22 protein-coding genes are annotated in these 25823 nt (G+C 54.6%); 18 read left to right on the top strand and 4 right to left on the bottom strand.

All coding sequences use genetic code 11. The annotated features are described in order from the left end of the window. Positions 1-33: 33 nt before the first annotated feature. Together BR04_RS09915 and BR04_RS09910 are read left to right on the top strand one after the other, a co-directional pair. On the top strand, positions 34-1278 hold the full coding sequence (locus BR04_RS09915) for a hemolysin family protein (RefSeq protein ID WP_496355847.1): 1245 nt from the start codon (positions 34-36) through the stop codon (positions 1276-1278). Between the two features lie 167 nt (positions 1279-1445). Continuing rightward, the gene (locus BR04_RS09910) at positions 1446-1820 is read left to right on the top strand and encodes a hypothetical protein (RefSeq protein WP_496355846.1); all 375 of its coding nucleotides are present in this window, start codon (positions 1446-1448) and stop codon (positions 1818-1820) included. Between the two features lie 42 nt (positions 1821-1862). Here the strand turns inward: BR04_RS09910 and BR04_RS09905 are convergent, their stop codons facing one another. Continuing rightward, positions 1863-3023: a THUMP domain-containing class I SAM-dependent RNA methyltransferase gene (locus BR04_RS09905; protein WP_496355845.1), complete on the bottom strand. Its 1161-nt coding sequence runs from the start codon at positions 3021-3023 to the stop codon at positions 1863-1865. Next, positions 3020-3943, bottom strand: a complete 924-nt coding sequence (locus BR04_RS09900) for an EamA family transporter (protein WP_496355844.1) — start codon at positions 3941-3943, stop codon at positions 3020-3022. Before BR04_RS09900 ends, BR04_RS09905 begins: the two co-directional genes overlap by 4 nt. A 410-nt stretch (positions 3944-4353) precedes the next feature. Here BR04_RS09900 and BR04_RS09895 point away from each other — a divergent pair, with 410 nt between their 5' ends. From BR04_RS09895 to fliW, 16 genes are all read left to right on the top strand, one after another. After that, entirely contained in the window at positions 4354-6006 is a 1653-nt protein-coding gene (locus BR04_RS09895) for a Na/Pi cotransporter family protein (protein WP_496355843.1), read from the top strand. A gap of 148 nt (positions 6007-6154) precedes the next feature. Continuing rightward, positions 6155-6700, top strand: a complete 546-nt coding sequence (locus BR04_RS09890; RefSeq protein ID WP_496355842.1) for a single-stranded DNA-binding protein — start codon at positions 6155-6157, stop codon at positions 6698-6700. A gap of 243 nt (positions 6701-6943) precedes the next feature. Next, complete coding sequence (locus tag BR04_RS09885) at positions 6944-7336, top strand: hypothetical protein (protein ID WP_496355841.1); 393 nt, start codon at positions 6944-6946, stop codon at positions 7334-7336. A gap of 294 nt (positions 7337-7630) precedes the next feature. Continuing rightward, positions 7631-10042: a 3-hydroxyacyl-CoA dehydrogenase/enoyl-CoA hydratase family protein gene (locus BR04_RS09880; RefSeq protein ID WP_496355840.1), complete on the top strand. Its 2412-nt coding sequence runs from the start codon at positions 7631-7633 to the stop codon at positions 10040-10042. 122 nt (positions 10043-10164) lie between these two features. Then, a complete protein-coding gene (locus BR04_RS09875; protein WP_496355839.1) occupies positions 10165-11349 on the top strand; it encodes a thiolase family protein in 1185 nt (394 codons plus the stop codon). A gap of 252 nt (positions 11350-11601) precedes the next feature. Next, a complete protein-coding gene (locus tag BR04_RS09870) occupies positions 11602-12285 on the top strand; it encodes a flagellar hook-basal body protein (RefSeq protein WP_496355838.1) in 684 nt (227 codons plus the stop codon). 46 nt (positions 12286-12331) lie between these two features. Next, positions 12332-13114: a flagellar basal-body rod protein FlgG gene (gene flgG / locus BR04_RS09865; RefSeq protein WP_496355837.1), complete on the top strand. Its 783-nt coding sequence runs from the start codon at positions 12332-12334 to the stop codon at positions 13112-13114. A gap of 8 nt (positions 13115-13122) precedes the next feature. Then, complete coding sequence (flgA, locus tag BR04_RS09860; RefSeq protein WP_496355836.1) at positions 13123-14058, top strand: flagellar basal body P-ring formation chaperone FlgA; 936 nt, start codon at positions 13123-13125, stop codon at positions 14056-14058. A 16-nt stretch (positions 14059-14074) separates the two neighbouring features. Beyond that, on the top strand, positions 14075-14779 hold the full coding sequence (locus BR04_RS09855; RefSeq protein WP_496355835.1) for a flagellar basal body L-ring protein FlgH: 705 nt from the start codon (positions 14075-14077) through the stop codon (positions 14777-14779). Positions 14780-14811: 32 nt separating this feature from the next. Then, positions 14812-15912: a flagellar basal body P-ring protein FlgI gene (locus BR04_RS09850; protein WP_496355834.1), complete on the top strand. Its 1101-nt coding sequence runs from the start codon at positions 14812-14814 to the stop codon at positions 15910-15912. Positions 15913-15954: 42 nt separating this feature from the next. Next, a complete protein-coding gene (locus BR04_RS09845) occupies positions 15955-16275 on the top strand; it encodes a rod-binding protein (RefSeq protein ID WP_496355833.1) in 321 nt (106 codons plus the stop codon). A gap of 200 nt (positions 16276-16475) precedes the next feature. Next, positions 16476-16964, top strand: a complete 489-nt coding sequence (flgN, locus tag BR04_RS09840) for a flagellar export chaperone FlgN (RefSeq protein ID WP_496355832.1) — start codon at positions 16476-16478, stop codon at positions 16962-16964. Positions 16965-16966: 2 nt separating this feature from the next. Next, a complete protein-coding gene (gene flgK, locus BR04_RS09835; RefSeq protein ID WP_496355831.1) occupies positions 16967-21079 on the top strand; it encodes a flagellar hook-associated protein FlgK in 4113 nt (1370 codons plus the stop codon). 3 nt (positions 21080-21082) lie between these two features. Beyond that, positions 21083-24145: a flagellar hook-associated protein FlgL gene (gene flgL, locus BR04_RS09830; protein ID WP_496355830.1), complete on the top strand. Its 3063-nt coding sequence runs from the start codon at positions 21083-21085 to the stop codon at positions 24143-24145. 14 nt (positions 24146-24159) lie between these two features. Next, on the top strand, positions 24160-24405 hold the full coding sequence (csrA, locus tag BR04_RS09825; protein ID WP_496355829.1) for a carbon storage regulator CsrA: 246 nt from the start codon (positions 24160-24162) through the stop codon (positions 24403-24405). 32 nt (positions 24406-24437) lie between these two features. Next, positions 24438-24890 carry a flagellar assembly protein FliW gene (fliW, locus tag BR04_RS09820; protein WP_496355828.1) on the top strand — a complete coding sequence of 151 codons (453 nt, stop codon included), beginning with the start codon at positions 24438-24440 and terminating at the stop codon, positions 24888-24890. Between the two features lie 71 nt (positions 24891-24961). Here fliW and BR04_RS09815 read toward each other — a convergent pair whose 3' ends face one another. Both BR04_RS09815 and BR04_RS09810 read right to left on the bottom strand, forming a co-directional pair. Next, positions 24962-25390, bottom strand: coding sequence for a flagellar protein FlaG (locus BR04_RS09815; RefSeq protein WP_496355827.1), 429 nt, complete (start codon positions 25388-25390; stop codon positions 24962-24964). Positions 25391-25410: 20 nt separating this feature from the next. Continuing rightward, positions 25411-25809 carry a hypothetical protein gene (locus BR04_RS09810; protein WP_496355826.1) on the bottom strand — a complete coding sequence of 133 codons (399 nt, stop codon included), beginning with the start codon at positions 25807-25809 and terminating at the stop codon, positions 25411-25413. Positions 25810-25823 lie beyond the last annotated feature (14 nt).

Genomic DNA, 25823 nt, shown 5'->3' with positions numbered 1-25823 from the left:
GTGTGGTTCCTGATTTGCGGGGGAACCCGATCCATGTTGTCCCTTATCATTCTTTTATTTATTTTTCTGATTCTTTCCGGTTTTTTTTCAAGCTCGGAAACTGCCCTTTTTTCCATTTCCCGTGCCCGTGCCCATCATATGGCCAAGGAAGGGGGGCAGGCAAATCAGCTGATTCTCAAAATGAAGGAAAAACCCCATCGCCTTCTTGCCACCATTCTCATTGGAAACAACATGGTGAATGTCGGGGCCTCTGCCATTGCCACGGCCCTGGCCATTCAGCAGTTTGAAAGCCATGCCATTGGTATTGTGACAGGGGTCATGACCATTCTGATTCTTATTTTTGGAGAAATTCTTCCCAAGTCCCTGGCTACGCAAAACAATCTCTTTATTGCCCGCATGGTGATTTTTCCCATCTACTGGTTTTCCCTCCTCTGTTTCCCCCTGATCTGGCTGTTGGATTTTATTCCTCTTCTTACGGGGCGCCTGGAACGGCTGCCCACCATCACGGAGGAAGAGCTGATTTCCATTGTGGAGGTTGGTGAAAGGGAAGGAGAGATCAAGGAAGAGGAAAGGGAACTGATCCGCAATATTTTCGAGTTTGATGATATTGCCGCAGATGAGATCATGACGCCGAGAAGGGATATGTTCGTGGTGGATCTGGAAGAAAAGGTGGATCTCAATCATATCCTGGCCTCGGGGTTTTCCCGTATCCCGCTCATTGAAGGGGAGATGGATGAGGTGGTGGGCGTCATGCATGTGGGAGATATTTTCCGTTTTCAGACCACCCATGGCCGCTTACCGGACTTTCGGGAGGTGATGCGCAAGCCCTATTTTATTCCGGAGTCCAAAAAAATTGATACCCTTCTTGCCCAGTTCAAGGCCAGGAAACAGCACATGGCCATTGTGGTGGATGAATATGGTGGTGTCTGTGGTCTGGTAACCCTTGAAGATGTAATTGAGGAGATTGTGGGGGAAATTTCCGATGAATCGGATAAGGATGAGGATCTGGTGCGGGAAGTGGGGCCTGGGGAATGGGTGGTTCTGGGCAAGATTGCCGTGGAGGATGCCAATCGGATTTTTCCTGAAGCCTTGCCGGAATCTCCGGATTATGACACCCTGTCTGGTTTTCTGCTCCACCATATTGGAAGAATTCCAAAGGAAGATCAGGCCTTTGTCGTGGCCTCCTATGTCATCAGTGTTCTGACCATGGATGGTAATCGTATTCTGCGTTTGCGGGTGCAGCATTCTCCCCCGGGAATCCAGGATGCCGGGTCTTGAGAAAGGTCAGAGCAGCTATCTTTTGTTTCAAATACGGTTTTGCAGGTTTGAGGGGTTTTATCCTCATGAAACACAATCTTTCAAAATGAACCTTGTTTTGTGCGCTGCAATGGGTTAAGAAAAAAAAGATTGGTATTCTTTTTTCCCATAACAAATGTGGTGCCGCCATGTTCTCCATCCGAACGGACACAGAAAAAAACCGCCTTTATATTACCATTGGTCTGCTGGAGTCCCATGGGGAAATCCAGAACCTCCTGGAAGATGTTGAAGCCCTACTTCCGGCCCTGACTCCGGGGTTTTCCTGTGTGACGGATCTGCGTCAGTACCGTCGTGTGGGGGATTCGGGCGAGGAGCTGATTCAGCAGGTACAGAAAAGACTGAAAGACGCCGGCATTGCAAGGGCCATACGCATTGAACGGCGTCAGGCCCTCCCGGAGCATGTTCAGTTTGAGACCGGCAGTCAGGAATTGGGGTATCCCACAAGCCTTGTGCGCAGCCTTGAAGAGGCTGAAAGTCTTCTGGAAACCCTGTCCATGGCTTAGGGCTGATTTGATGGAGTCCCCTGAAAGTCCAGCCTTTTCAGCCTATGGAATTCGGCCCGTGAAAAGGTACATGTTCAAGCCTCCGTGAAGGAAGCCCCGGCGTTGTAATCCGGGAATGGAGGCGACACCGGATGTTTCAGGAAGAATCAGGCCTGTCTGCCAGCCCCGCCATTTTTTTGAGAGCCGGTTTTGGATGGCGTGCGTCAGGCTGTCAGCCTCAGTTTTCTGTAGCATGCGCAGGCCATAAGGGGGATTCAGTACGACAAGCCCCGGCGGGGTGTCCGGGGGAGAGAGGGAAAAAAAATCTGCCTGACTCACGGTGACGCACTGTAAGGCAGGATGGGTCTGGCAGTGTGTACGGAGACGCTGTACGGTGTCCGTATCCCTGTCGCTGGCCAGGATAGGCGAAAGAGGGAGGAGGGGGGAGCCTTTAAAGGTTTCCTCCTTTTTGTTTTCGTTCAGAAAGGCGGGCCAGTTTTTCCAGGCGAAATTCCGGAAGGATCCAGGGGGAATGCCTGTGGCCATGAGCGCTGCCTCCATGGAAAAGGTTCCGGAACCGCACATGGGGTCAACAAGACAGCGCTCCCTTTTGTAGCCCGAAGCCATGAGAACGGCGGCGGCAAGGGTTTCCCGCAGGGGAGCCTTCCCTCCCTGGGTTTTCAGCCCTCTCAGATGCAGATGGGGGCCAGAGCTGTCAATGGAGAGGATGAAGCGATCCTTTTCTCCACGGATGTACAGTGTGGGGAGAGGCCATTCGGATCTGAATGGGGCACCATCGGCTGCCATCATTTTTGTTTCAAAGATGTTGCGGATACGCTGGGCAATGGCCTCCGTATGGTAGAGGCGACAGTGCTGACAGCTGACCCGGATTTCCGGGCTGGGGCCTTTGGGAAAATACAGCGGCCATGGAATTTCCGCAGCGGCTTTTTCGAGTTGGTGGAATTCTCTTGCCGTAAAATGGCCTATGCGCATGAGGATCCGGGAGGCGGTTCTGAGTGTCAGATTCAGTTCCGGGACAATGGGGAGGGCTGCCTTGAAGGTAAGCCCTCCCCTTTCCGTTGTAAGGGTAAGGGGGGAGTGGGAAAGGGCCTGGATTTCGTTTGCGCATTCTGCTTCAAAACCCGGCGGGCAGATGACAAAGAAGTCCTGATCTCTGTCCAGAAGTCTTTTGCGGATCTGTTTATGGAGACGTGTTCGTCTCATGCGGTCTCTCTTTCGATGGGGGGGATCTGTTTTTGTGGCAGTTGCAGCAGGGCAATGGCTCCCATCACCAGGACGGCACCTCCCATCTGCATGGGGCTGAGTTTTTCTGACAGAAGAAAAAAGCAGAGAATACCCGCAAAAACCGGTTCCAGGGTTCCCGTGATGCTGGCCGGAGAGGCACCGATACGCTCAATGCCGTACAGGTAGAGGAAAAAGGGCAAGGCTGTTCCCAGGCTGCCGATGGCGATGGCGATCCCCCAGGTTTCTCCCTTTCCGCCAAGGGCCATAAAGCCGGAAAAGGGTGGCAGGAGGATGTGCCAGAGGATGGCAGCAATACCCATGGCATACAGCACAACGGTTTCAGGCGCATATTCCCGCATTCGGGCTTCTCCGGCCAGGGAGTAGAGCGCAAAGGTCAGGGCAGCGGCCAGTCCTGCGAGGATGCCCGTAAGATCCATGGACTGGAAATGCAGGGAGGGCAGATCCAGCACCAGGGCACATCCCGTCGTTGCGGCACAGAGCGCCATCAGGGTGCGGGCAGAGAGATTGCGGCCCTGAAAGCCCATCTGCCAGAGGGCGATCATGGCCGGAGCCATATATTGGAGAAGAATGGCGGCAGCCACCTGGATACGGCTGATGGCCAGCAGGTAGGTGGCCTGCATGGCGGCCATGCCGCAGATGCCCAGAAAGAAGAAATGGGGCAGGCTTTGGGTGGAAATCCGAAGTTTTTGTGGAGAACGGAGGGCTATAAGGGCCGCAATGCATCCCGTGGCCAGGGTGAGCCGTATCTGTACGAGATCAAAGGGAGAGAGTCCTGCATTGAAGAGATATTTTGCAAAGGATCCTGATGCGGCCCAGAGAAGGGCGGCAAGGATAACGGCCAGAAACCCCGGGGCCGGGGACTTTTTGGGGACGGGCATGGTATTCCTTTCAAAGCCTTCATGTGAAGGACGGATGCAGCAAAGCCATCTGCTCTTAGCACAGTCACGGGAAGCTGGACAGGAAGAAGTCCGGGCAAGGCTGGGCACTTTGGCCCCTTTTGAGGCGGGATCCGTAACCTTATGTGAAAAGAATTGCGGGTATGTCCATTTTTCTTTTTCAAACCTTCAGTATCTGTGCTTATCTGTTGCGCTGATTTTTTAAGGACGGAACCGTTATTTTATTTGGGGAGAGGGGGCAGGCTGTGACGTTGGGGGGGGATACAGGAAAACAAGTGGGGGGCCTTTCAGGGGGTTTTCATGGGCGGGTCTGGGTTTTGCTGGCGGTTTTCGTTTTCTGTTTTTCTGTCATGCCCGCCTGTGTACTGGCCTCAGGAGAGGGCGAAGAAGGTATGGATTGGTTTCCTGTCCTGCTGGGTCTTTTCGGCGGGATTGCGTTTTTTCTCTATGGTATGGAGCTGATGAGTGAAGGCATGAAGCGGGCTGCGGGGGCACGGATGCGGGAAGGTCTGGCCCGGATGACCCGAAGTCGGCTGCGGGCTCTGACCGTGGGCATCTTTGTGACCATGATGGTGCAGTCCTCCAGCGCCACCAGCGTCATGCTGGTCGGGCTGGTGCAGTCGGAACTTCTGCGTTTTCCCCAGACTCTGGGGGTGATACTGGGGTCGGGTATCGGATCTACGGCAACGGCCCAGCTCATTGCCTTTAAGGTTACGGACTATGCCCTTGTCATGGTGGGGCTGGGCTTTTTGATGAAGCTTCTCGGAAAAGAAGAAAAGATGAAGAATGCAGGGCTGATTTTTCTTGGCTTCGGTATTCTTTTTTACGGCATGAAACTGATGGGCGACGCCATGGTGCCTCTGCGGTCTGATCCCATGACGCTGGAGGTTCTCCGGAGTCTTTCCCAGCCTGTTCTGGGTATCCTGGCGGGAATTGTGATTACGGCCCTGATTCAGAGCAGCGGTGCCCTTGTGGGAATTCTTATTGTTCTCGGAGAGCAGGGCTTGCTGGGGCTGGATGCCGCCCTGCCCATTGTTCTGGGGGCAAATGTGGGCACCTGTGTTACGGCTATTCTGGCGGGACTGGCGGGGGGACGGGAAGCCAAGAGGGTGGCGGCGGCCCATGCGGTGTTCAAGATTGCCGGGGTGCTGTTATGTCTGCCCTTTCTTACTTTTTTTACCGGCCTTGTGGAGATGGCGGGGGGAGGGATTGCCCGGCAGGTAGCCAATGTACATACCTTTTTTAATGTCGGGCTGGCTCTGGTTTTTCTGCCCTTTACCGCCTATTTTGCACGGTTTCTTGTGGTGCTGGTACCGGATAAAAAGGCAAGGGAGGGCTTGCCCGTATTCACCAGTCCCCTTCAGGATGCAAAGATCGTGGCACCGGAAGTGGCTGTGGAGATGGCCAGGAACGAAATGGCACGTATGGCAGATCTGCTGGGGGTGATTGTCCGGGATGCGGGCCTGCTGTTCATGACCCGGAAAAAGTTGCAGGATCGGGAGTATCCCTGCCTGAGCCTTTTGGAAGGGGTGGTGTATCGGGAGCAGGAACTGGATTTTCTGGATAAGGTGATCGGGGATTTTCTGATTCAGGTGGGACGGGCATCAGTGACAGGGACGCAGACCCAGGTGATTTATGCTATGATTTCCATTACAAGGGATATGGAGAGCATCGGTGATCTTGTGGAAAGGAATCTTGTTCCTCTTTTGGATAAAAAGCAGGCACTCCTGAAGAATTTTTCTCCTGAAGGCCGGGAAGAGCTGGAAATTTATCACACCAAGGTTCTGAAGCAGCTGCAGCTTCTCAAGGAGGCGTTTCGGGAAAAGGATTTGCAAAAGGCCGCCGAGATCATGGGGCGGGAGCGTAAGTACCTGGATCTTGAGCTTCAGTATCGGATTCGTCATCTGAACCGAATCATGTGCCAGCGGATGGAGTCTGTGGAAACCCATGAACTGCATATGGAGCTTATGGGGCTGATGACCCAGATCATTGTCTATTCATCCAATATTGCCAAAACGTACTTCCTGGCTTCAGGCGGAAAGTGACTTTTTGTTTGTTGGAAAAAAAGGCTTGTGGTAGAAGTGGGGCTTCATATTTTTGACGCTTTTACCACTGTGGCATCTTGTCATGGTGTGGATACCGATGGACTTTCCATGAGGGAAATACGGTTTCCGTGAATACAAAGGAGGTTTCATGCGTGGTGTGAACAAGGTGATTCTGGTGGGGAATCTGGGTGCGGATCCGGACATGCGGTATTTTCAGGATGGTACGGCGGTCTGCAATTTCAGTCTGGCCACATCTGAAACCTGGACGGATCGGCAATCCGGAGAAAAACGGGAAAAGACCGAATGGCACCGGGTGGTGGCCTTTCGTAAGCTGGCAGAAATCTGTGGGCAGTATCTGCGCAAAGGATCCAAGGTGTATGTGGAAGGAAAGCTCCAGACCCGAAGCTATGAGAAGGATGGGCAGACCCGTTACATGACGGAGATTGTGGCGGGGGAACTGCAGATGCTGGATTCTGCCCGGACGGGGCAGGGAGTCCAGGCGGGTTCAGGGGGGTATGCGGCTCCCCCACCGGCCGGGGCCTATGGCGGGGGCAGTCAGGGGGGCAGTGCATATTCCCCCCCGTATGGAGGGGGCGATTCCGGAGGGTATCCAGGGGCGGCCCAGCCGGGCAATGCCTATGAAGGGGGGGGGGCTTTCCCATCCGGGCCGCCTGACGATGATATTCCTTTTTAAATTGAGACTATTATATCCTTTTTCAGAAAAGACACCACCTCCTTTTTTTTTGAGGGCAGGGTGAAATTCTGTCTTGATTTTTTTTCAAGAGAGGGTATGACAGAGGGCATACAGGCAGGTTGTGGGATCTTCGGGGTGCGGGGGCGCCTTTTTGAATCTGAAAGATCCCGCTGCGGGAGAGATGTCAATGATGGCAGGCAAAGGTGTATGAGGTGAAGAATGCCAAATGGAGTCAGGGCGGATATGACGAAAAATCGTCTGTATATCCGCTACGGGGAGATGACCATCGAGCAGTATCTGCAATTTGCCGGGGAAATTTTACGAGAAGCTGAAAAGCTGGAAGAAGGTTTTACCATTTTGTCGGATTTGCGTACATTCTCCCTGCCCAGGGGGGAAGATCCGATTCTGGCCAATATCCGTGAAATTGCTGAAGTGCAGCGAAAGCTGAAAGAGATGGGGGCCAGTGAGATTATCCGTGTGGTGGATCCCCAGGTCTGGCTTTTCATGGCCATGGCCGAAGCGGAAAAAAGTGCGGGGTATGAGGCGTTCATTTTTGATGATTACACGGAAGCGGATGCCGCCCTGGATGACATAGCAGCGGAAATGACCGAAGGACAGGAGGAAGGGGTATCCTGATACCTGCATCGGTCATTTTTTTTGCTTTTTCTTCGTGAATGACGACTCACTTTGGTTTTTTATTGTGCTCTGTCTGTGGCGCTTTCAGAGTGGACAGAGGGCAGATATTGATGTGGCTGAAAGGCTTTTTCTGTAAAAAACGCTGATATTTTTTGGTTTTTTTCTTGTTTTGGCTTTGCGTAAAATCCCTTGACATACAAATCATTTTTTTGGTAATGCAGTGAGACACAATTCAGGCAGTCGATTTTTGTAGGGTTTGCTTGCTTGTCAATTATTTATATTCAGGAGGTAATCATGAGTAGAAAAATCAGAAAGGCCGCTGTTATCGGTTCCGGTATCATGGGAGGCGGTATCGCCGCTCTTCTGGCCGCTGCAGGTGTCGATGTGTACCTGTATGACATCGTCCCCTTTGACCTGAAAGATGAAGAAAAGAACGATCCTGCGGCCAGAAATCGCATTGTCGATGCTGGTATGAAGGGCGCTCTGAGTGCCAAGCCCGCTCTTTTCTATACCAAGAAAGATGCTGCCCGGATTGCAACCTGCAACCTGACGGACGATTTCGACAAGCTGGCGGACTGCGACTGGATCTGTGAAGTTGTTGTGGAAAACCTCAAGATCAAGCAGGATCTGTTTGCCCGCGTGGAAAAAGTGATGAAGCCCGGTGCCATCATTTCTTCCAACACCTCCGGTATCCCCCTTGCTAAAATTTCCGAAGGTCTTTCCGATGCCTTCAAAAAGAACTTCCTGGGTACCCACTTCTTCAACCCCGTACGCTACATGCACCTGCTGGAGCTGATTCCCGGTGCCGAAACCAGCCAGGAAGTTCTCGACTTCATGGCCAACTTCGGTGAAGTAAGCCTGGGTAAAGGGATTGTATGGGCCAAGGATACCCCCAACTTCATCGGTAACCGTATCGGTATCCAGGGTATCGGTGTGGTTATGCAGAAGGTGGCCCAGGACGGCATCACCATCGCAGAAGCTGACGCCCTCTTCGGACCGGCCATGGGTCGTCCCAGAAGCGCTATCTTCGGTACCGCTGACCTTGTTGGTATGGATACCATGGTGCATGTTGCGGATAACTCCTACAACCTGTGCCCCGAAGATGAAATGCGTGAAACCGTTGCCGTTCCCCAGTATGTCAAAGACATGGTGGCTTCCGGCAAGCTTGGCAACAAAACCAAGCAGGGTTTCTACAAGAGCGGCAAAACTCCCGAAGGCAAGCGCTTCAAACAGCAGATTGACCCTGCCACGGGTGAATACATCGATATTGCCAAGCCTGAGTTCGACTGCCTTGCAGCCGCCAAGGGCAAAGACAGCCTGACCGAAAAAATTGCTACAGTAGTATGGGGCGAAGACAAGGGTGCCAAGTTTGTATGGAGCTGCACTGCTTCCCAGCTGACCTACTGCGCCAACCGCATTCCCGAAATTGCCGACAGCCTGGTGGAAATCGACAACGCCATGAAGTGGGGCTATGGCTGGGAAGTGGGTCCCTTTGAAGCCTGGGATGCCATTGGTGTCAAGAAATCCGTAGAGCGCATGAAGGCTGAAGGCCTGCCCGTATCCGCCAAAGTGGAAGAAATGCTCGCCAAGGGCAACGAAACCTTCTACAAAATGGAATCCGGCAAGCTCTTCTACTATGACTTTGCCTCTTCTTCCTACAAGGCTGTTCCTGCCAATGAGGCAGCCCTCAGCCTGGCCGCCATCAAGGCGGACAACAAGGTTGTCAAAACCTGCGCATCCGCCAGCCTGGTTGATATCGGCGATGGCGTCTTCTGCGTGGAATTCCACACCAAGATGAATGCCCTGAACAAGGAAATCATCGAATTCATGGGTGCCTCCATGGATTATGTGGATGCCAATGGTGTGGGTGTGGTTATCGGTAACCAGGCAGGCGGTATGCCCGGTGCCTTCTCCGCCGGTGCAGACCTCTCCTTTGTTTCCAAACTGGCTCATGACAAAGCTTACAGTGAAATCGAAAGCTTCCTTGCCATGGCCCATGCCGGTCTGCAGCGGGCCACCTATGCCAAGTTCCCCGTGGTTGCCGCTCCCTACGGCATGACCCTGGGCGGTGGCTGTGAAACCTGCCTCAGCGCAGACAAGATCGTTGCCCACGCCGACCTGTACATGGGTCTGGTTGAAATCGGTGTTGGTCTGCTCCCCGCAGGCGGTGGCTGCCTCAACCTGTACAAGAAGATGATTGATTCCCTTCCCGGCGGTACCGCCAAGGAAGTGGATCTGACCAAGTTCTTCATCAGCACTTTCATGGCCATTGCCATGGCCAAGGTGTCCATGAGCGCCGACGGTGCCGTAGCCAACGGTCACATGCACCCCTGGAAAGACCGCATTGTGATGAACCGCGATCTTCTCATCGGTGAAGCTAAAAAAGAAGTTCTGACCATGGTTTCCTCCGGCTACAAGGCTCCCCAGCAGAAGAAAGTTCGTGTTGTGGGTGCTGAAGGCCAGGGTATGGTAACCGCAGAGCTGTACAACATGCAGAATGGCGGCTTCCTCAGCGAATACGACGCCTTCCTTGCCAAGCGCATTGCCTTTGTTATCTCTGGTGGTAATGTGAAGTGCGGCACTGAAGTTCCTGAAGAAAACATTCTCCGTCTGGAGCGTGAGGCCTTCGTTGATTTCTGCAAGGAAGAAAAGACCATCGCCCGTATCGACCACATGCTGAAAACCGGCAAGCCCCTTCGTAACTAATAAAGGCTGAACGGAAATGCCTGACTTTTGCATTCCGGTGTTTTCGTTCAGGTCATAAGGGTTTTCTGGCTGAAGAACCGTTGATCTATATTTGCTAAGATTTCTTCTCAAGGAGGAATACAATGAGAGATGCATATATCGTTTCGTCCGTGCGGACTCCTGGCTGCAAGAACCGTCGGGGTGCTTTCCGTGAAACCCGTCCTGAGCAGCTGCTTTCCCATATCATGAAGGCATGCGTTGACAAGGTTGGGATTGATCCCATTGAAATCGATGACTGCATGATCGGCTGCGCTTTCCCCGAAGGAGAGCAGGGCATCAACATCGGTCGTATTGCCGCCCGTATGGCAGGATTCCCCAACGAAGTTTCCGGTGCTACCGTAAACCGTTTCTGCTCCTCCGGTCTGGAAGCCATTGCTCTGGCTTCTCTGCGTGTTGGTGCTGGCTGGTCTGAAATGACCATGGGTGGTGGTATTGAGTCCATGACCTACGTTCCCATGGGAGGCAATACTCCCCGTCCTCACCCTGATTTTGCCAAGACCAACCCCGAGGCTTATATCTCCATGGGCGTGACTGCAGAGAACGTGGCTGCATCCTATGGTGTTACCCGTCAGGAAATGGACGAGTTCGCAGCCAATACCCATGCCAAGGCTGCTGCTGCCCAGAAGGCCGGTTTCTTCAAGGAAATCGTTCCTACGCCTGCCACCTACTATGTGCCTCAGGCTGATGGTTCCTACGCCATCGAAATCAAAACGATTTCTGAAGATGATGGTGTGCGTGGCGGTACCACTCCTGAAGGCATTGCCCGTCTCAGCTCTCCCTTCAAGTTTGGTGGTTCCGTAACTGCTGCCAACTCTTCCCAGACCACCGACGGTGCGGCTGCTACCCTGATCGCATCCAAGGAAGCCTGTGACCGTCTTGGCCTGAAGCCCATTGCCAAGATGATCGGTTATGCTGTGGCTGGTTGCAAGTCTGAAGAAATGGGTGTGGGACCCAAGTATGCCATTCCCAAAGTACTGAAGCAGGCTGGTCTGAAGATTGAAGATATCGATCTGTTTGAAATCAACGAAGCCTTTGCTTCCCAGGCCATTCACTGCTGCAAGGATCTTGGCATCTGGGGAACCCCCATCATGGACAAGGTGAATATCTGCGGCGGTGCCATCGCCCTGGGGCATCCCCTGGGATGCACCGGTGCCAAGCTGACCGCTACGCTGCTGGCCCAGCTTGAGCGTACCGGTGGCAAGTACGGTATCGTTTCCATGTGCATTGGTGGCGGTATGGGTGCTGCGGGTCTGTTTGAAATGGTATAAACCGCTTTCTGGGTGAACAAGCCCAGAGCGTGTGCTGTATTCGGGGACACTCCGTAAAGGGGTGTCCCCCTCTTTTTTGGTGGAAGTTTTTTCCGGGTGGCCGTCAAAGTTTCTGGTTGACCGCTGTCAAAGAACCATCATGTGGCTGTCAGACTGGGTGCTATGACATCCCGATATCCCGTAAAGCGGGTTTGGGAGAGTCATGGCATTTTTTTTGCTTTATTTTTACCCGGACCGAAGAGGAGGCCGACCATGATTCTTCAGATGACCCGCCCTGTACAGGGTGGCCTGCGCCAGGAAAGACATTTTGAAAATACGTCCAACCATCTGGCCAATGTGGATACGCCAGGATTTAAAAAGGACATTGTGTCCTTCGATAAGGCTTTCCGTGCCCAGCTCAACACGGATCTGAGCCAGGGGCCTTTGCGGACAACGGGGAATTCCCTGGACTTTGCCCTGGAAGATGAGGGCTTTTTTGTCATCCAGACGGCACGGGGACTGCGGTATACCCGGAGTGGAAATTTTACGGTGAATGCGGACGGTTTTCTGGTCACCCAGCAGGGGGAGGCGGTTCTTGCCGGTGGTGCGCCTCTGGGCGTGGGAGGAGGCCGTGTTTCTGCCGATCCCCAGGGCAATATTTTTGTGAATGAGGAGCTGGTGGGCGGGCTGGATGTGGTGACCTTTGCGGATCTTGAGGGGCTTGAGAAGGAAGGCCGTACCCAGTTTCGGTACAAGGGAGATGCGGCGGATGCCATTGCACCGCCTGCCGTGCGCATGCAGCAGGGAGCCCTTGAAATGGCCAACCTTGAGGTGGTGGAGGAAATGACCCATATGATCGCCATCTCCCGTATGTATGAAATTCAGCAGAAACTCATGATGACTCTGGATGAGGTGGATACCAAGGCGATTACGGAGCTGGGACGCTCTCCAGGCTGATGGTGTTTTGCAGAAAATGATTTTTGATAAGTGAAGGGAGGACTCCATGATACGAGGTCTCTGGACGGCCGCCTCAGGCATGGTGGCCCAGCAGATGCAGACGGATGTAACGTCCAACAACCTGGCCAACACCAATACCACGGGCTTTAAAAAGAGCCGGGCCAATTTTCAGGATGTGATGTACCAGACCATGCTGGTGGCGGGTGCGGTCACGCCGGGCGGAGGCCAGGTGCCTTCCGGGATTCAGGTGGGGATGGGGGTTCGGCCTGCCAGTGTGCAGAAGGTGTTTACGGAAGGAGATTATGTACAGACGGGAAATGACCTTGATTTTGCCATAGAAGGCCGGGGTTTTTTTCAAGTCAACCATGGCGGGGAAATCCTTTACACACGGGCCGGAAATTTTACCAAAGATTCTGAGGGATTTATCACAACGACTGCGGGTGACCGTCTCCAGCCGGAGATTGCTTTGCCGGCTGAAACCATTCTTGTGACCCTGCAGTCCAACGGTCTGCTCACGGCTCATGGCCAGAACGAGGAAATTCTGCTGACAGAGCAGATTACCCTGCACAATTTTGTGAATCCTTCGGGGCTTTTTGCCATGGGGCAGAACCTGTTCCGTCCGACGGAGGGCTCGGGAGAGCCCATTGAGGGTATACCGGGAGAAGACGGGCTGGGTACGGTCTCCAACCATTATCTGGAAATGTCCAACGTGAGTGTGGTGGAGGAAATGGTGGCCCTGATTGTGGGGCAGCGTGCCTATGAAGCCAATTCCAAGAGTGTGCAGACAGCCGATACCATGCTGGGTCTCGCCAATGGTCTGAAACGCTAGGGGGTAGGATGAGGGCGGTTCGGCAACGCAGCAGTCTCTGGATTCTTTTTTTGCTGGGAATCCTGGAAATCCAGGCGGATGCAGGGGTGCGCGTGGTTTTGCCTGAGTCCGTGACCGTTACGGGGGAGGACATTGTACTGGGAGAAGTCGCCCGGATTGAAGGAACGCAGGCGCTTCAGGATCTTGTGATCGGTAAAAGTCCCCGGCCTGGCGCAGGCCTTTCCCTGCCAGGCAGCCGTATCCGTGTGCGTATTCTGAAGGAGATCCCAGAGGCGGAGTGTGAAATTCCCGGCATACTGCGGGTGGAAAGGGCTGGTCAGCGGATCTCCGAAGAGAGCTTGAAATTCCAGCTGGGCACTGCTCTGAAAGAAGAGATGACGGAAGGTTCCCTTCATGTGGAAAGTGTGCGCCTGATCGGTCGGGATACCTTTGATACGGGCAGGCTGACATTCGGGCCGTTTGATGTTTCTGAAAAAGGCCGACGCATCCGGGGGCAGGTTGCGGTGTTTGTGGATGACCGGGATGCCGGTATGCTGCGTTTTGTGGCAGATGTGGAAAGAAGGATTCCCGTACTGGTCGTGTCGCGACATCTGGAACGCGGGGTGGGGATCCGTGGACAGGATGTGCGTGTGGAAGAACGGGTGCTGTCGGAAATCCGGGGAGATGCCTTAAGGGATTTTTCAGAGCTTGAGGGCATGGAGACCCGCAGCCGCCTTGCCGCAGGAGAGGTGGTGCGTGCGGATCATCTGATTCCTTCCCCTCTGGTACGGCGCGGGGATAAGGTACGCATATTGGTGGAAAGTGAGACACTTACAATTCATACCCTGGGAGAAGCCCGGCGGGATGGTGCTGAGGGTGAAAGCATTCCTGTTGAAAATCTGCGTACGGGGAAGGTCGTGCAGGCGGAGGTTCGTGGCCCGGGTGTGGTAAGGCTTGGATTCTGAGATCCGGGAGGTGACTATGGACAGAATTTTCTGGGGAAGTGCGGGCAGGGTATACGGGATGTTCGGGTTGCTGCTGATGTTGGGCTGTAGCGTACATGCACCTGTGCATCAGATGCCTCCCCCTTCGGTGGGAATGGAGGCACCCGCAGCTTTTTTTGGTGCCATTCCTCCGGCGGAAGGTTCCCTGTGGAGTGATTCCGGAGAAATGCTGTTTACGGATCAGCGAGCCCGGCGTGTGGGGGATACCGTGATTGTGGATATTGTCGAAAATGCCACTTCCCAGGTTGCGGCCAATACCAGTCTGACGCGGGACAGCAGCACCAAGGCGGGGATTCCCGGTGCTTTGGGGCTGACCGGTAACCTTGGAGCCGCCATTGATCCTTCCAGTCTCTTTCAGGCCAATACGAAAACAGAGTTTGACGGAGCCGGAAAGACGGATCGGTCGGGTCGGATTACGGCCTCCATTGGTGCCCGTGTGGTGCAGGTGATGCCCAATGGCAATGTCATGATCCATGGAAGCCGGGAGTTGCGGGTAAACCATGAAACCCAGTATATCACCGTTTCCGGGGTTATCCGGCCAAAGGATATTGGTTCGGACAACCGGGTGCAGTCTACGGTACTGGCCGATGCGCGCATCGAATATTCGGGCCGTGGGGTGATTGATGAAAAGCAGAGACCCGGATGGATGGCCCGGGTGATTGACAGAATATGGCCTTTTTAATGTTGCGCAGGAAAGAGATTCCGGAGGAAGCCATGAAAGACTCCCTGAACACGCTATGCTGGGTATTGGTTCTTTGTAGTTTATGGGGCGGGGTTGCCCATGCCACACGGCTGAAGGACATGGCGGCCTTTCAGGGAATACGTTCCAACCAGCTGGTGGGATACGGTATTGTGGTGGGTCTGAGTGGTACCGGGGACAAGACCAGCCCCATGATTACCCAGGCTCTGGCCAGCATGATGGATCGTATGGGGGTGAGTATAGACCGTAACCAGATCAATGTGAAAAACGTGGCCGCCGTGATGGTGACGGCCAGCCTGCCACCTTTTTCCCGTCTGGGAAGCCGTCTGGATGTAACCATTTCCTCCATGGGCGATGCCAAGAGCCTGGGAGGGGGAACCCTTTTGCTCACGCCCCTCAAGGGGGTGGATGGCAACGTCTATGCCCTGGCTCAGGGGGCACTGGCCCTGGGGGGGTATGGGGCTGAAGGGGATGGCGGGGGCCAGACGAAAAACCATTTGCAGGTGGCCCGTATTGCCGGAGGTGCCACCGTGGAAAGGGAGGTGCCCATCACCCTGGATGGCAGGGAGAAGCTCTTTCTTTCCCTTTACCATCCGGATTTTACCACCGCCATCCGGGTTACGGAGGCCATTAACCGGGCCTTGGGACAGCCCCTGGCCAGGGCTGTGGATTCCGGTTCCGTTCGCATCGATGTTCCCGAGTCGCTTCGGGAAACCATTCCCATGTTTATTGCGGGGATTGAGGCACTGGAGGTGATGCCGGATATACCGGCCCGTATTGTGGTGAATGAAAAGACCGGTACGGTGGTGATCGGGGAGAATGTCAGAATTTCAACGGTGGCTGTCGCCCATGGCAATCTCAGTATTTCCGTGAAGGAGATGGCCCGGATCAGCCAGCCGGAGCCGCTCTCCGGAGGGGAGACGGTGGTGACGCCGGAAACGGAAATCAATGCGGATGAGGAAAGGGCCAAGGTAATGCTTCTTGAAGGAGGGGCGACCATTGGTGAGCTGGTACGGGCTTTGAATGCCATTGGGGTAAGCCCCAGGGATATGATCAGTATTTTTCAGACCATCAAGGCTGCGGGGGCTTTGCAGGCGGAGCTGGAAATCATCTGACCTGGGGTGGCATCATCCCTATTTTTTGAAGGAGGAAGGCCCATGCGTTTGGATCCTGGGGTGCAGATGGCTTTGGGAACAGGTTCCCGGGTAGCCGAGGATGTGAAAGCGGCGGCCAGGGAAAAGGAAGCGGCCCGTCTCAAGGAAGCCTGTGCGGGTTTTGAGGCTGTGATGCTGCATACCATGCTGAAAACCATGCGGCAAACTTTGCCGGAGGGCGGCATTTTTGACCGCAGCCAATCCGAGGATATCTGGCAGTCCCGGATGGATCAGGAAGTAACGGAACGTATTGCCAAGGGACCGTCCAGTCCCGGTTTGCGTGATTTTCTTTACCGTCAGCTGTCAAGGCCGGATCAGACCTGAAAAGAAGGGACGGGGATTTTTCCGGTCTGCCGGGGCCGGAAGTGTGTTTTTGAAGTATCGACTGTTCTGTACCGTCCGGAAGTTCTTATTTTCCATGGCACATAATGTGCAAAAAATCATGCAGAGGCATCGGAGATACCGGTTCCTGCATGATTTTTTTTGGAAGAAAAACAGGTAAAAGCCCTCAAGGAGATACGGATATGGCACTGGTCACGGAACTCATGGCGCTTTATGGCGAAAAAATTGCCCGCTTTGAAGGTCTTCTTGCCATTCTGGAGAGGGAGGGAGAGGTACTGCAAACAGGGGACGTGGCCCCCCTCTGGCCCCTTGCCGAAGAAAAACAGAAGGCTGCGGCCGCTATTATGGAAATCCGTACCCGTATTGTGGCGTGCATGGAGCGGTCAGGCCGTTCTCTTGGAGGGGATGGCCGTTCCTTTTATCCGGAGATGCTGACTTCCCGTCTTTCCCAGGGGGAGCGGGCTGCGCTGGAAGCTTCTCTTCTGCGTATCGAGGTGCTGAAGCAGCAGGTGAAGGCCGCAGGAGATGCCAACCTCAGGTATCTGCGTCTCTGTCTGGATGTGGTGGGGGAGATGATGTCCGCCTTTATGCGTCCTGCCCAGGCAGGGGGCTATGACCGCAGCCGCCGTATGGCCGGAGCGGGGAATACCTATGTGAGCCGGAGGGTATAGCCATGGCTGGAATCCTTCATACCCTGAATACGGCAAGGCAGGGGCTCAGTGCCCAGCAGCTGGGGCTGAATGTTACGGGTCACAATATCTCCAATGTGAACAACCCGGATTTTTCCCGGCAGTCCGTTCCCCAGGCGGCCAGTACGCCCATCCTGCAATCGGGGTTTCTCATTGGCACGGGTGTGGCAAGTCAGCAGATCCGGCAGACGGCGGATCAGTTGCTGGAAGACCGCATCACAGAGCAGAAATCGGCTTTTTCCGCTTCCGAGGCGTTCATGACCTACATGAAGGCTCTGGGAAATATGTTCAATGAAAGTTCAGACAGCAGTATCAGCAGCCTGCTGCCGCAGTTTTCCGATGCCTGGAATACCCTTGCCAACAATCCGGACGGAGCTTCGGAACGGATGAATGTCTATGAAAATGGGCTGAAGCTTTCGGAAAATTTTAACCTGATGGACAGGAATTTTTCAAAAATTGAGCAGGATCTGAACCAGGATCTCCAGGGCGGTGTGGCGGAGATCAACCGCCTGGGAACGGAAATTGCCCGTTTGAACCAGGCCATCATGGGGCAGGAGACCAGCCGTACCTCCAATGACAACCGGGATCTGCGGAACCAGCTGGTCAAGGAGCTGGCCCAGTGGACGGATATCAAAAGTTTTGAGGACAGCAACGGAGCTCTCACGGTAACGGTGGCAGGCGGATTTTCCCTGGTCTCCGGTGCCGCCTCCTACGGACTGAGTTTTGAATCCAGCCAGGTGACATGGCAGTCATCCTCCGGCAGCTACGTGGACATCACGGATCGGATTCAGGGGGGGGCTCTGGGCGGATGGCTGGAAATGCGGGATGTGGAACTGCCCCGTTACCGTCAGGAAATGGATGCCCTGGCCAGGGAGACCATCTGGCATGTGAACCGGCTGCACAGTCAGGGGGCGGGTACGGAATATGATACAGGCGTTCTTTCCGGTACCTATGCCCCCCGCCAGAGCAACTGGCTGGCAAGCCTGCCCTATGGGGATCGGATCGACTATACAAAGGATTTTGGTCTCTGGATGGAAAACAGGGCGACCCTCCCCCCCGGCTATGGCGAGACCGTGGTGGACATGGGGATTTCCACGGCCCAGCCCACCGCATGGACAGGGAGTGCTCCGGAACTCGGAAATGTGCGGTATGACTTCACCGTGGTGCGCAGCGGTACCACAGGGGAGTCCCTCTGGCTGGCCGATGGCCAGAACCTCGCATCCGTGCAGGCCGCAGAGAGTCTGGAAGCGGCTCTCACCCAGGCTTTGCGAAGTCAGACCCTGACCCTCACCGATGCCAGTGGTGCTGTGCAGACCCTGGAGATCGGTCAGGCCAGCGGGAAGATTCCGCCTTCCGCAGCCGCCATCAGTGACGCCCTCAATGCCGTGGATGGCTTGCAGGCTTACAGTCTGCCCAACCGGATGACCCTGGATATCAGCACCCTGCTTCCCGGTGTGGGGGGGATGCAGCAGGGAGATGAGGTGGGCTTCACCTTTGTTTCCGGTACGGTTCGGGAGGAGCTGATTTTTCGGGTGGGAGCGGATGATGTGGAAACCCGGGGGAATTTTGCCGCAGCCCTTGATGCGGTGGTGGATCAGGTGGCGGATCTTTCCGTGAGCTACAATGGGGATGAGGCCGTGCTTGAAAGCAGCAGGGGGGAGAATCTGGGAATTTCGGATTTCCGGGTTATGGACAACGCCCGGATAACCCTGGACAATTTTGTGGAGGATACGGGGGGGCCGGGAGCGGCATCCTTCAGCCTTGCCGGTGTGGACATTACCTTCAGCCTGGATCTTTCGGGCGGACAGACCGGGGCAGCCGATAATCTTTTTGCGGCTCTGAACCGGGAAAGTACGGCCCTGAAGGCCCAGGGTATCTCCTGGGAACGGAACGCAGCCGGTACGGGAGTGGAGATCTGGGGGGCGGGTGGCAAGGCGCTGGACATTGCCGGTCTGGACAGCCATGGAGGCAATGATGATGGAGGGTTTACCCTGAGCGGTGCTTCCGGAACTCTGGTGGGAGGAGTGGATGCCGGGGTACAGGTTCTGGCGGAAAATGGTGTCCGGGCTGTGGCCGTGGCCCCGGATTCTCTGGCTACAGGAACTCTGGGGGCTGAGGGTACCGCACTGGTGACGGGCGGAAATGACTCCGCCGTCAAGGTATCCACACTGACGATTTTTGCCGCTCCGGGGATGCGCATACAGAGTGATGCCCAGCCGGGGCTGGGCAGTCTTTTCAATGTGGCGGCCCATACAGATCTGCCTGCGGGAAATGCCGTTCTGACCCTGGGGGGAGATGGTGGTTTTTCCGCCTTTGATACGGGGGATGTTCTTTCCTTTACCCTGGATGGTCAGCCCGTGGCGTATACGGTGGCTCCGGGAGATAGCACGGATCGGGATTTTGCTGCGGGTCTTAGTCAGGCGCTGGGGGCGGCGGGGCTGGATCCTTCCCGTTACCGCATTGCGCAGACCGGTGCTTCCGTTTCCATTGTGCGGACGGACGGAGAAGCCCTCCGGCTTTCGGATTTTCAAGATACGGGTACAGGGGACGCCTCCCTGCGTGTGGTGACGGGCAGTGGTTTTGGCCTGGAAGGGCCTGCCACCCTGCTGCTGCAAAGCGGGGCCGGGGAGGTGGCCGAGTCCGCCGTGTTTGGTACGGGGGCTGCCATTGAATGGCGTAAATATGATGTAGATGGCAATGATACCGGCGTTTCAGGCCGCATTGATGTGCAGGATTCCGGGCCTTACGGGGTTGAAGGCGATCTGGCCTTCCAGCTTTCGCCCGGAACTCTGGTGGCGGGCAATACCTTTTCCATGAACACCAATGCCACGGGTAGACCCGCTCCTCTGGAAATGACGGTGAAGGGCAGGGCGGGCAGTGTGAATGACAGCTATCTTTTTACGGTAAAGCCTCCCGGAGGGGCTGTTGGAGAAGAAAGCGTCACCCTGATGTGGGAGAGCCGTTATGGCTCTGGGGAAGTGACGGTAGCCGTGGACAGCCGTACCCGTCCCCCCGTTTATGTGGAAGTGGATGGCATGCGTCTGGGCTTTGAATCCGGAACCCTGTTCAAGGACGATCTGTTTATCATTGAAACGGACGCTGCCGGCAATGGCTGCATGACCCGGGCCTCAGACTGGCACTGGACAACGGACAGTTTTGCCGCCCAGTTCAACCGGCAGGGGGAAGGGGTCTCGGCCAGGGTACTTCAGGATGGCCGTCTTGCTTTTACGAATACCCCCCAGACCTATGAAGTTTCGGATCTGGGCTGTTCCGGAGTTAATGGGTTTTGTGATGTCAATACCCGTGTTTCTGTGCTGGATGCGACCTCTCTCAACATGGAGGCCCTGGATTTCCGGCTGGCACGGGATGCGGGGGGAAACTGGGCCATCCAGAATGATTACACCCATGGTCTGGCCCAGCTGGTTCCCCCAGGAGGGGATGATTCGGGCTTTGGCATTGATCTTACGGGAAACGGTCTTGCGGATATTGCCCTGCACTTTGATCAGCCTGTCACGGGATCGGGTTTTGTGGAGTTTGACATCACGGCAAGGAATCAGGAGAACTATGCCTTCGCCTTTTCCGGAGATGCGGCCCATAACAGCGGCCTTGCCGCAGCTCTGGGAATGAACACCTTTTTTAACGGAACGGATGCCAGAACCATGGGTGTCAACGGACGTCTTGCGGAGCTGAACAACCTCAATGCCGGAACCCTTGATGGTCTTACCGGGGAAATCCGCAAGGGTGACAACAGTATGGCCCGGGCTCTGGCAGACTTGCAGGACAGTACCATCCGCTTTGAGGAATGGCAGTTTTCCCGCAACGGAAAGGCGGTATCCGCCCAGGCCGATGCAACGCTGGAAGGGTATTACCAGATGATGACAGGTTCTGTGGGTGTCCGGTATCAGGCTGAGCAAAGATCTTTAAGTTTTTACGGTGTGATGCTTTCCAATCTGGGACAGCAGCGGGACAGCATTTCTGCCGTATCCCTGGACGAGGAGATGGTCAATCTCATCAAATATCAGCAGGCCTTCACGGCTGCGGCCAAGCTCATCACCGTTTCCGATGAAATGCTCACCACTCTGGTCAATATGAGGTGATCCATGCGCGTACCCAATAAAATACTTTTTGATACCTCCCGTTATCGCCTGGGCAACCTCAGCTCGGAGATGTACAAGGCCAACGAGACGGTGACAACGGGAAAAAGAATACAGGGCATTGGGGATGATCCCGTGGGGCTGAGTCAGGTGATGAACCTGAAATCTTCGGTGAGCAGCATGGCGCAGCTGGATAAGAATATCGGGGTGGGAAAAACCTGGCTCAATTCCACGGATGCAGGGCTGGAAAGCCTGAAGGATCTTATCACTCAGGTGAATCAGGAAGTCAGTCAGCTCATCAGCGCCTCTTCCGGCCCCCAGCAGCGCAGTGATGCCGTGGCCAGAGTGGACAGTCTGCTGCGTCAGGTGGTGGATATCGGGAATACCCGGGTGAACGGCAGGTATATTTTCGGCGGTTCCCGTACGGAAACGCCGCCTTTCATTTACAATGACAGTGCCGTTCCGCCTTCCGTGAGCTATGAGGGGGATCATGAGGCTTTCCGGATTCGGACAGGAGAAAACAAGGCCGTGGAAGTGGGCCGGGATGGGTCTACGGTTTTTTATACGGATCATGTGGCGGTGAACAGCACCAACAATACCCTGGTTTTTCAGGAAGACAGGGGACTGGGTTCGGCCTTTCGTAAAACCATGACCGTGGAACTGCCCACGGGAGACTATTCGGGAAAATCTCTGGCTCTGGAGGTGGAAAAACGCATGAACGCCCTTTCCTCAGAAGAGGGGTATGGGCTGGATTATGCCGTGACCTATGATGCGGAGAACCAGTCCTTTTCCATCAGGGAGACCAGCGGTGCCCAGGGGGAGTTTGTACGCACGGAGATCCTGTGGAAAACAGGGGGGGAGCCGCGTATCGAAAATGCCGGTGTTACGGGAGAGATTCCTGCGGAAAGCCTTCAGATTACCCTGAAAAATCCCGATGCCCTGACCCGGGCAACGGAGGCGGACACCCCCATGCGGCTGGTCTGGGATGGCAAGGACAGTTTTATTGTCAAGGACAATCCCGGCTATGTGCTGCCTTCTAAGCTGACGCCGGTGGATGGCAGAATTGCACTGGATCTGACGGACAGTGGTGTGGCGGATGTGGAGATCACTCTGGATATGGAAACAATCCAATCCGGAGACAGTATCTTTTTTTCCCTGGTGCCCTTCAAAGGAAACACCTCCATTGGCCGGGAGATGGGTTTTTATGAGGTGAATACCTCCCTCAATCCACCCACGGGATCTGTGAAGCCTGCCTATATTACGGAAATGGAAATTGACGCCAGCAATCTCAACATTGACTTTGCGGAAACCGATGCCTTGGGGAACCGCGTCCAGGTTACGGCGGCTCTGACCCCCGGTGTTTATGATGACATGGCGGCTCTGACGGCGGAGATCAAGACTGCCATGGAAGCGGTATCGCCCAATGGTACCTCCTATGCGGTGAGCTATGATGCGGAAAAAAGCCGGTTTTTCATCCGCGAAGATGGGGGAAGTCTCACTTCGTTGGAGCTTCTCTGGCGTACGGGCCCCAGTGCGGGGCTTAGCAGCAGCGGAGAATCCTTTGGCTTTGATGTTCAAAACGATGTGCTGACCTATCCCCAGAGCAGTGTTTCTCCGGTTCTGTTTAAAATCACATCCGAAAACAACCGTCTGAATTTTGAGGAAACCGTGGGGGCTGTGGACTCTGGTGCCCTGACAGCCGTGCTTCCTGCGGGATCCTATCGAAGTATGGCGGATTTTGAGACAGCCCTTTCCGATGCCCTGAACCTGGCTTCCGCCAACGGTATCACCTATACGGCCAGCTATGACCCCGGAACCCGCAGATTTTCCATCACGGATGACGGCGGTACGGACAGTGTCACCTTTCTGTGGGGATCGGGAGCGGACAGCGGCAGGAGTATTGCTTCGGTTTTAGGCTATGAAGGTGGATCGGACGTGACCATTGCGGCAGGTTCTTTCCCCTATCAGGCCGATGCGGATGCCGTTCTGTTTACGGTGGACAGCAGCAACGGGCGCCTTGATTTTCAGGAAGTGGATGAGCAGGGGGAGGCGGGGGATCCGGTTTCCATTGTACTGCCAGAAAAGGAATATGCGGATCCCCTGGAACTTGCCGCAGATATCCAGACCCGCATGCGGGAGGCCTCTCCCTCGGGTATCGCCTATGTGGTGGGCTATGATGCGGTGAACAACCGTTTTTCCATCCGGGGCGGCGGGGAAGGGGTGAGTGAAACCCGGCTTTTATGGAAATCCGGGCCGAATGCGGATCGCAGTCTGGCGGAAACCCTGGGGTTTGACCCTCAGAGGGATGCCATTACGACCTTTCCCGCCAGTGACCGCACTGTGGTTCGCGTGACCGTGGATGGAGGGAACAACAAGCTTGATTTTCGGGAAGTGATGCAAAACGGAGATCATGAGGACTTCTGTGAGCTGACAGCCCGCATCCCTGAAGGGGTGTATACGGATATGGCGGATCTGGCCCGTGCCGTGGAAAGAGCCATGGAGAGCGAGTCCCGCAATAAGGGCTTTGGTGTGGCGTATACGGTGAGCCATGATGCAGAGACAGGTAAGTTTTCCATTCGTGAAGAAGCGGATCGTCTTCATAGTCTGGATCTTCTTTTTGAAAGCGGAGCAAACCGCTCCCTGGAAAAGGGGGGGACGGGGCAGAGTGCGGCAGGGCTTCTGGGCTTTGATGCGCAGGATCGATCCATGCGTCCCATGGAGAGTAACCGGGAGGTGGAATGGAGTCTGTTCAGAACCCTGAACGATCTGATGGCAGATCTTGCGGACAATGATGTGAGCGGTCTGGAGCAGGGTCTGCAACGGCTGGAAACCTCCTTCAAGCATTTAAACTCCTTGCATGCGGATACGGGTATACGCTACAATCGGCTTGAAATTCAGGAGAAAATTCAGGTGGAGATGAAGCTCAGCCTTACGGAACGCAAATCCGAGATTGAGGATGCGGATATGATCGAGGCCATCATGAACCTGCAATCCAGGGAACTGGCCTATCAGGCTGCCATGAGTTCCACGGCCAAGATCATGAAGATGAGTATTATGGATTACCTGTAAAACAGGAGCAGGCTATGCTGATTCTGACGCGTAAAGCCGGGGAACAGATCCGTATCGGTGAGGATATTGTGATTCAGATACTGGAGCTGGGCAAGGGCGGGGTGAAGCTGGGTATCAAGGCCCCAAAAAGCATTGCCATACACAGGGAGGAGGTTTTTGAGAGGGTGAAGCAGACCAACCTTGAGGCCATGGAAGATGCACGTTCAAGACCCATGGATGCAGTGCTGCGGCTCTGGAAGGAACGCATGGAAAAGGCGTGAATGAAGAAATCCTCTTTTAAACGGGAGACAGCATGATGCAGATTGAGACAGCAAAATTTGGTACGGTCACAGTGGAAGAAGAAAAGATCCTCCATATGCCCTATGGTCTGGCGGGGTTTCCCGGGGAAGATCGTTTTGTTATTCTGGACAAGGAGGACACGAGACCCTTCTGCTGGCTTCAGTGTGTGGATCAGCCGGAGATCGCTCTGATGCTGATGGATCCCTGCCTTTTCAAGCCGGACTACACGGTAGATCTTTTACCTGTACAGGAAGAAATGGGCTGGGAGGCGGAAGGGCGGGAAGAGCTGCTTTTATATGTGGTGGTACGCATGTATACGGAAGAGGCGGAACATCCTGAGAAGGAAGCCGCCCTGCGTCTGGTGGCCAATCTTGTGAGTCCGCTTCTCGTCAATGCAAAGAAAAAACAGGCCGTTCAGGTTGTGATGTACGATACCCACTATTCCTTTGAACATCCTGTGGTCTGAAGGGGTGTCAAGGCTGAGTAAAGATGGCCTGAATACCAGTGGCCTGACAAGGGTCTGGTTCCTGAGAGGGATCAGACCCTTTCGTTCAGGAGGATACCCGCCAGTTCGGCCATTTTTTCCCGTATGGTCATCAGTTCTTTGGGGGGGATCTGCTTGATGATTTCCTTGGTATCCCGGTTGATGATGTTGACCATCAGTTCCTTGGTTTTTTCATTGATGGAAAAGCCCAGGCTGGTCTTCAGTTCATCCATGTAGCTGTTCAGTTCACGGGTGGTTTTTTCCACCTCGTCTTTGAGGGGGGGCTTTTCCTGTTTTTTGTCTTCCCGGGCCTCTGTGCTGGTCTGGGTTTTATTTTGTGTGGTGACCGGGATGCCGGACTGGGACGTGTCCTGGGCTGTATTGCGACCCCTGTTTTCCTGGACAGGTACGGTCTCAGAAACATTACGGATTTTATTCAGGTCGCTCGCCTGTTTGCTTCCCTGTGTGGCGGATATGTCCATGGTCTCTCCTCCCTCTTCTTCTATCCTGAAAGACGAACCAGTGTTTTACTTTTTAGCCCAGCACCATAGCCGTTAATGGCGGTTTTACCTTTTTTGAGTTCCTGCATGCGTCTGGAAAGCATGTCCTTATGGCGGCAGATGCCTTCGGTAATTTTTGCATCTCTGTCCAGAAGGGCCTTGATTCTTCGGTTGCAGGCCTGGGCCATGTCGGAGCGAACTTCATCGGAAAAGGCCGGGGTACGCATCTGTCTCAGCAGATGACGGAGCCTGTGTTCCAGCTCCGCAAAGTTCCGGGAGCGTTCAAAGTTCATGGTCTCGATATCCGGTTCCAAAGCTTGCAGCGCCTCAAGATGCTTTCCCTGCATCTCCGTATAGGTATCAAAACTGTTTAGCAGATCTTCGGGTAAAAAATCCATCATAAACCGCCTTTTTT

This window comes from Desulfobotulus sapovorans DSM 2055, from assembly GCF_059569355.1.
This window is presented reverse-complemented; position numbering and strand designations above follow the sequence as displayed.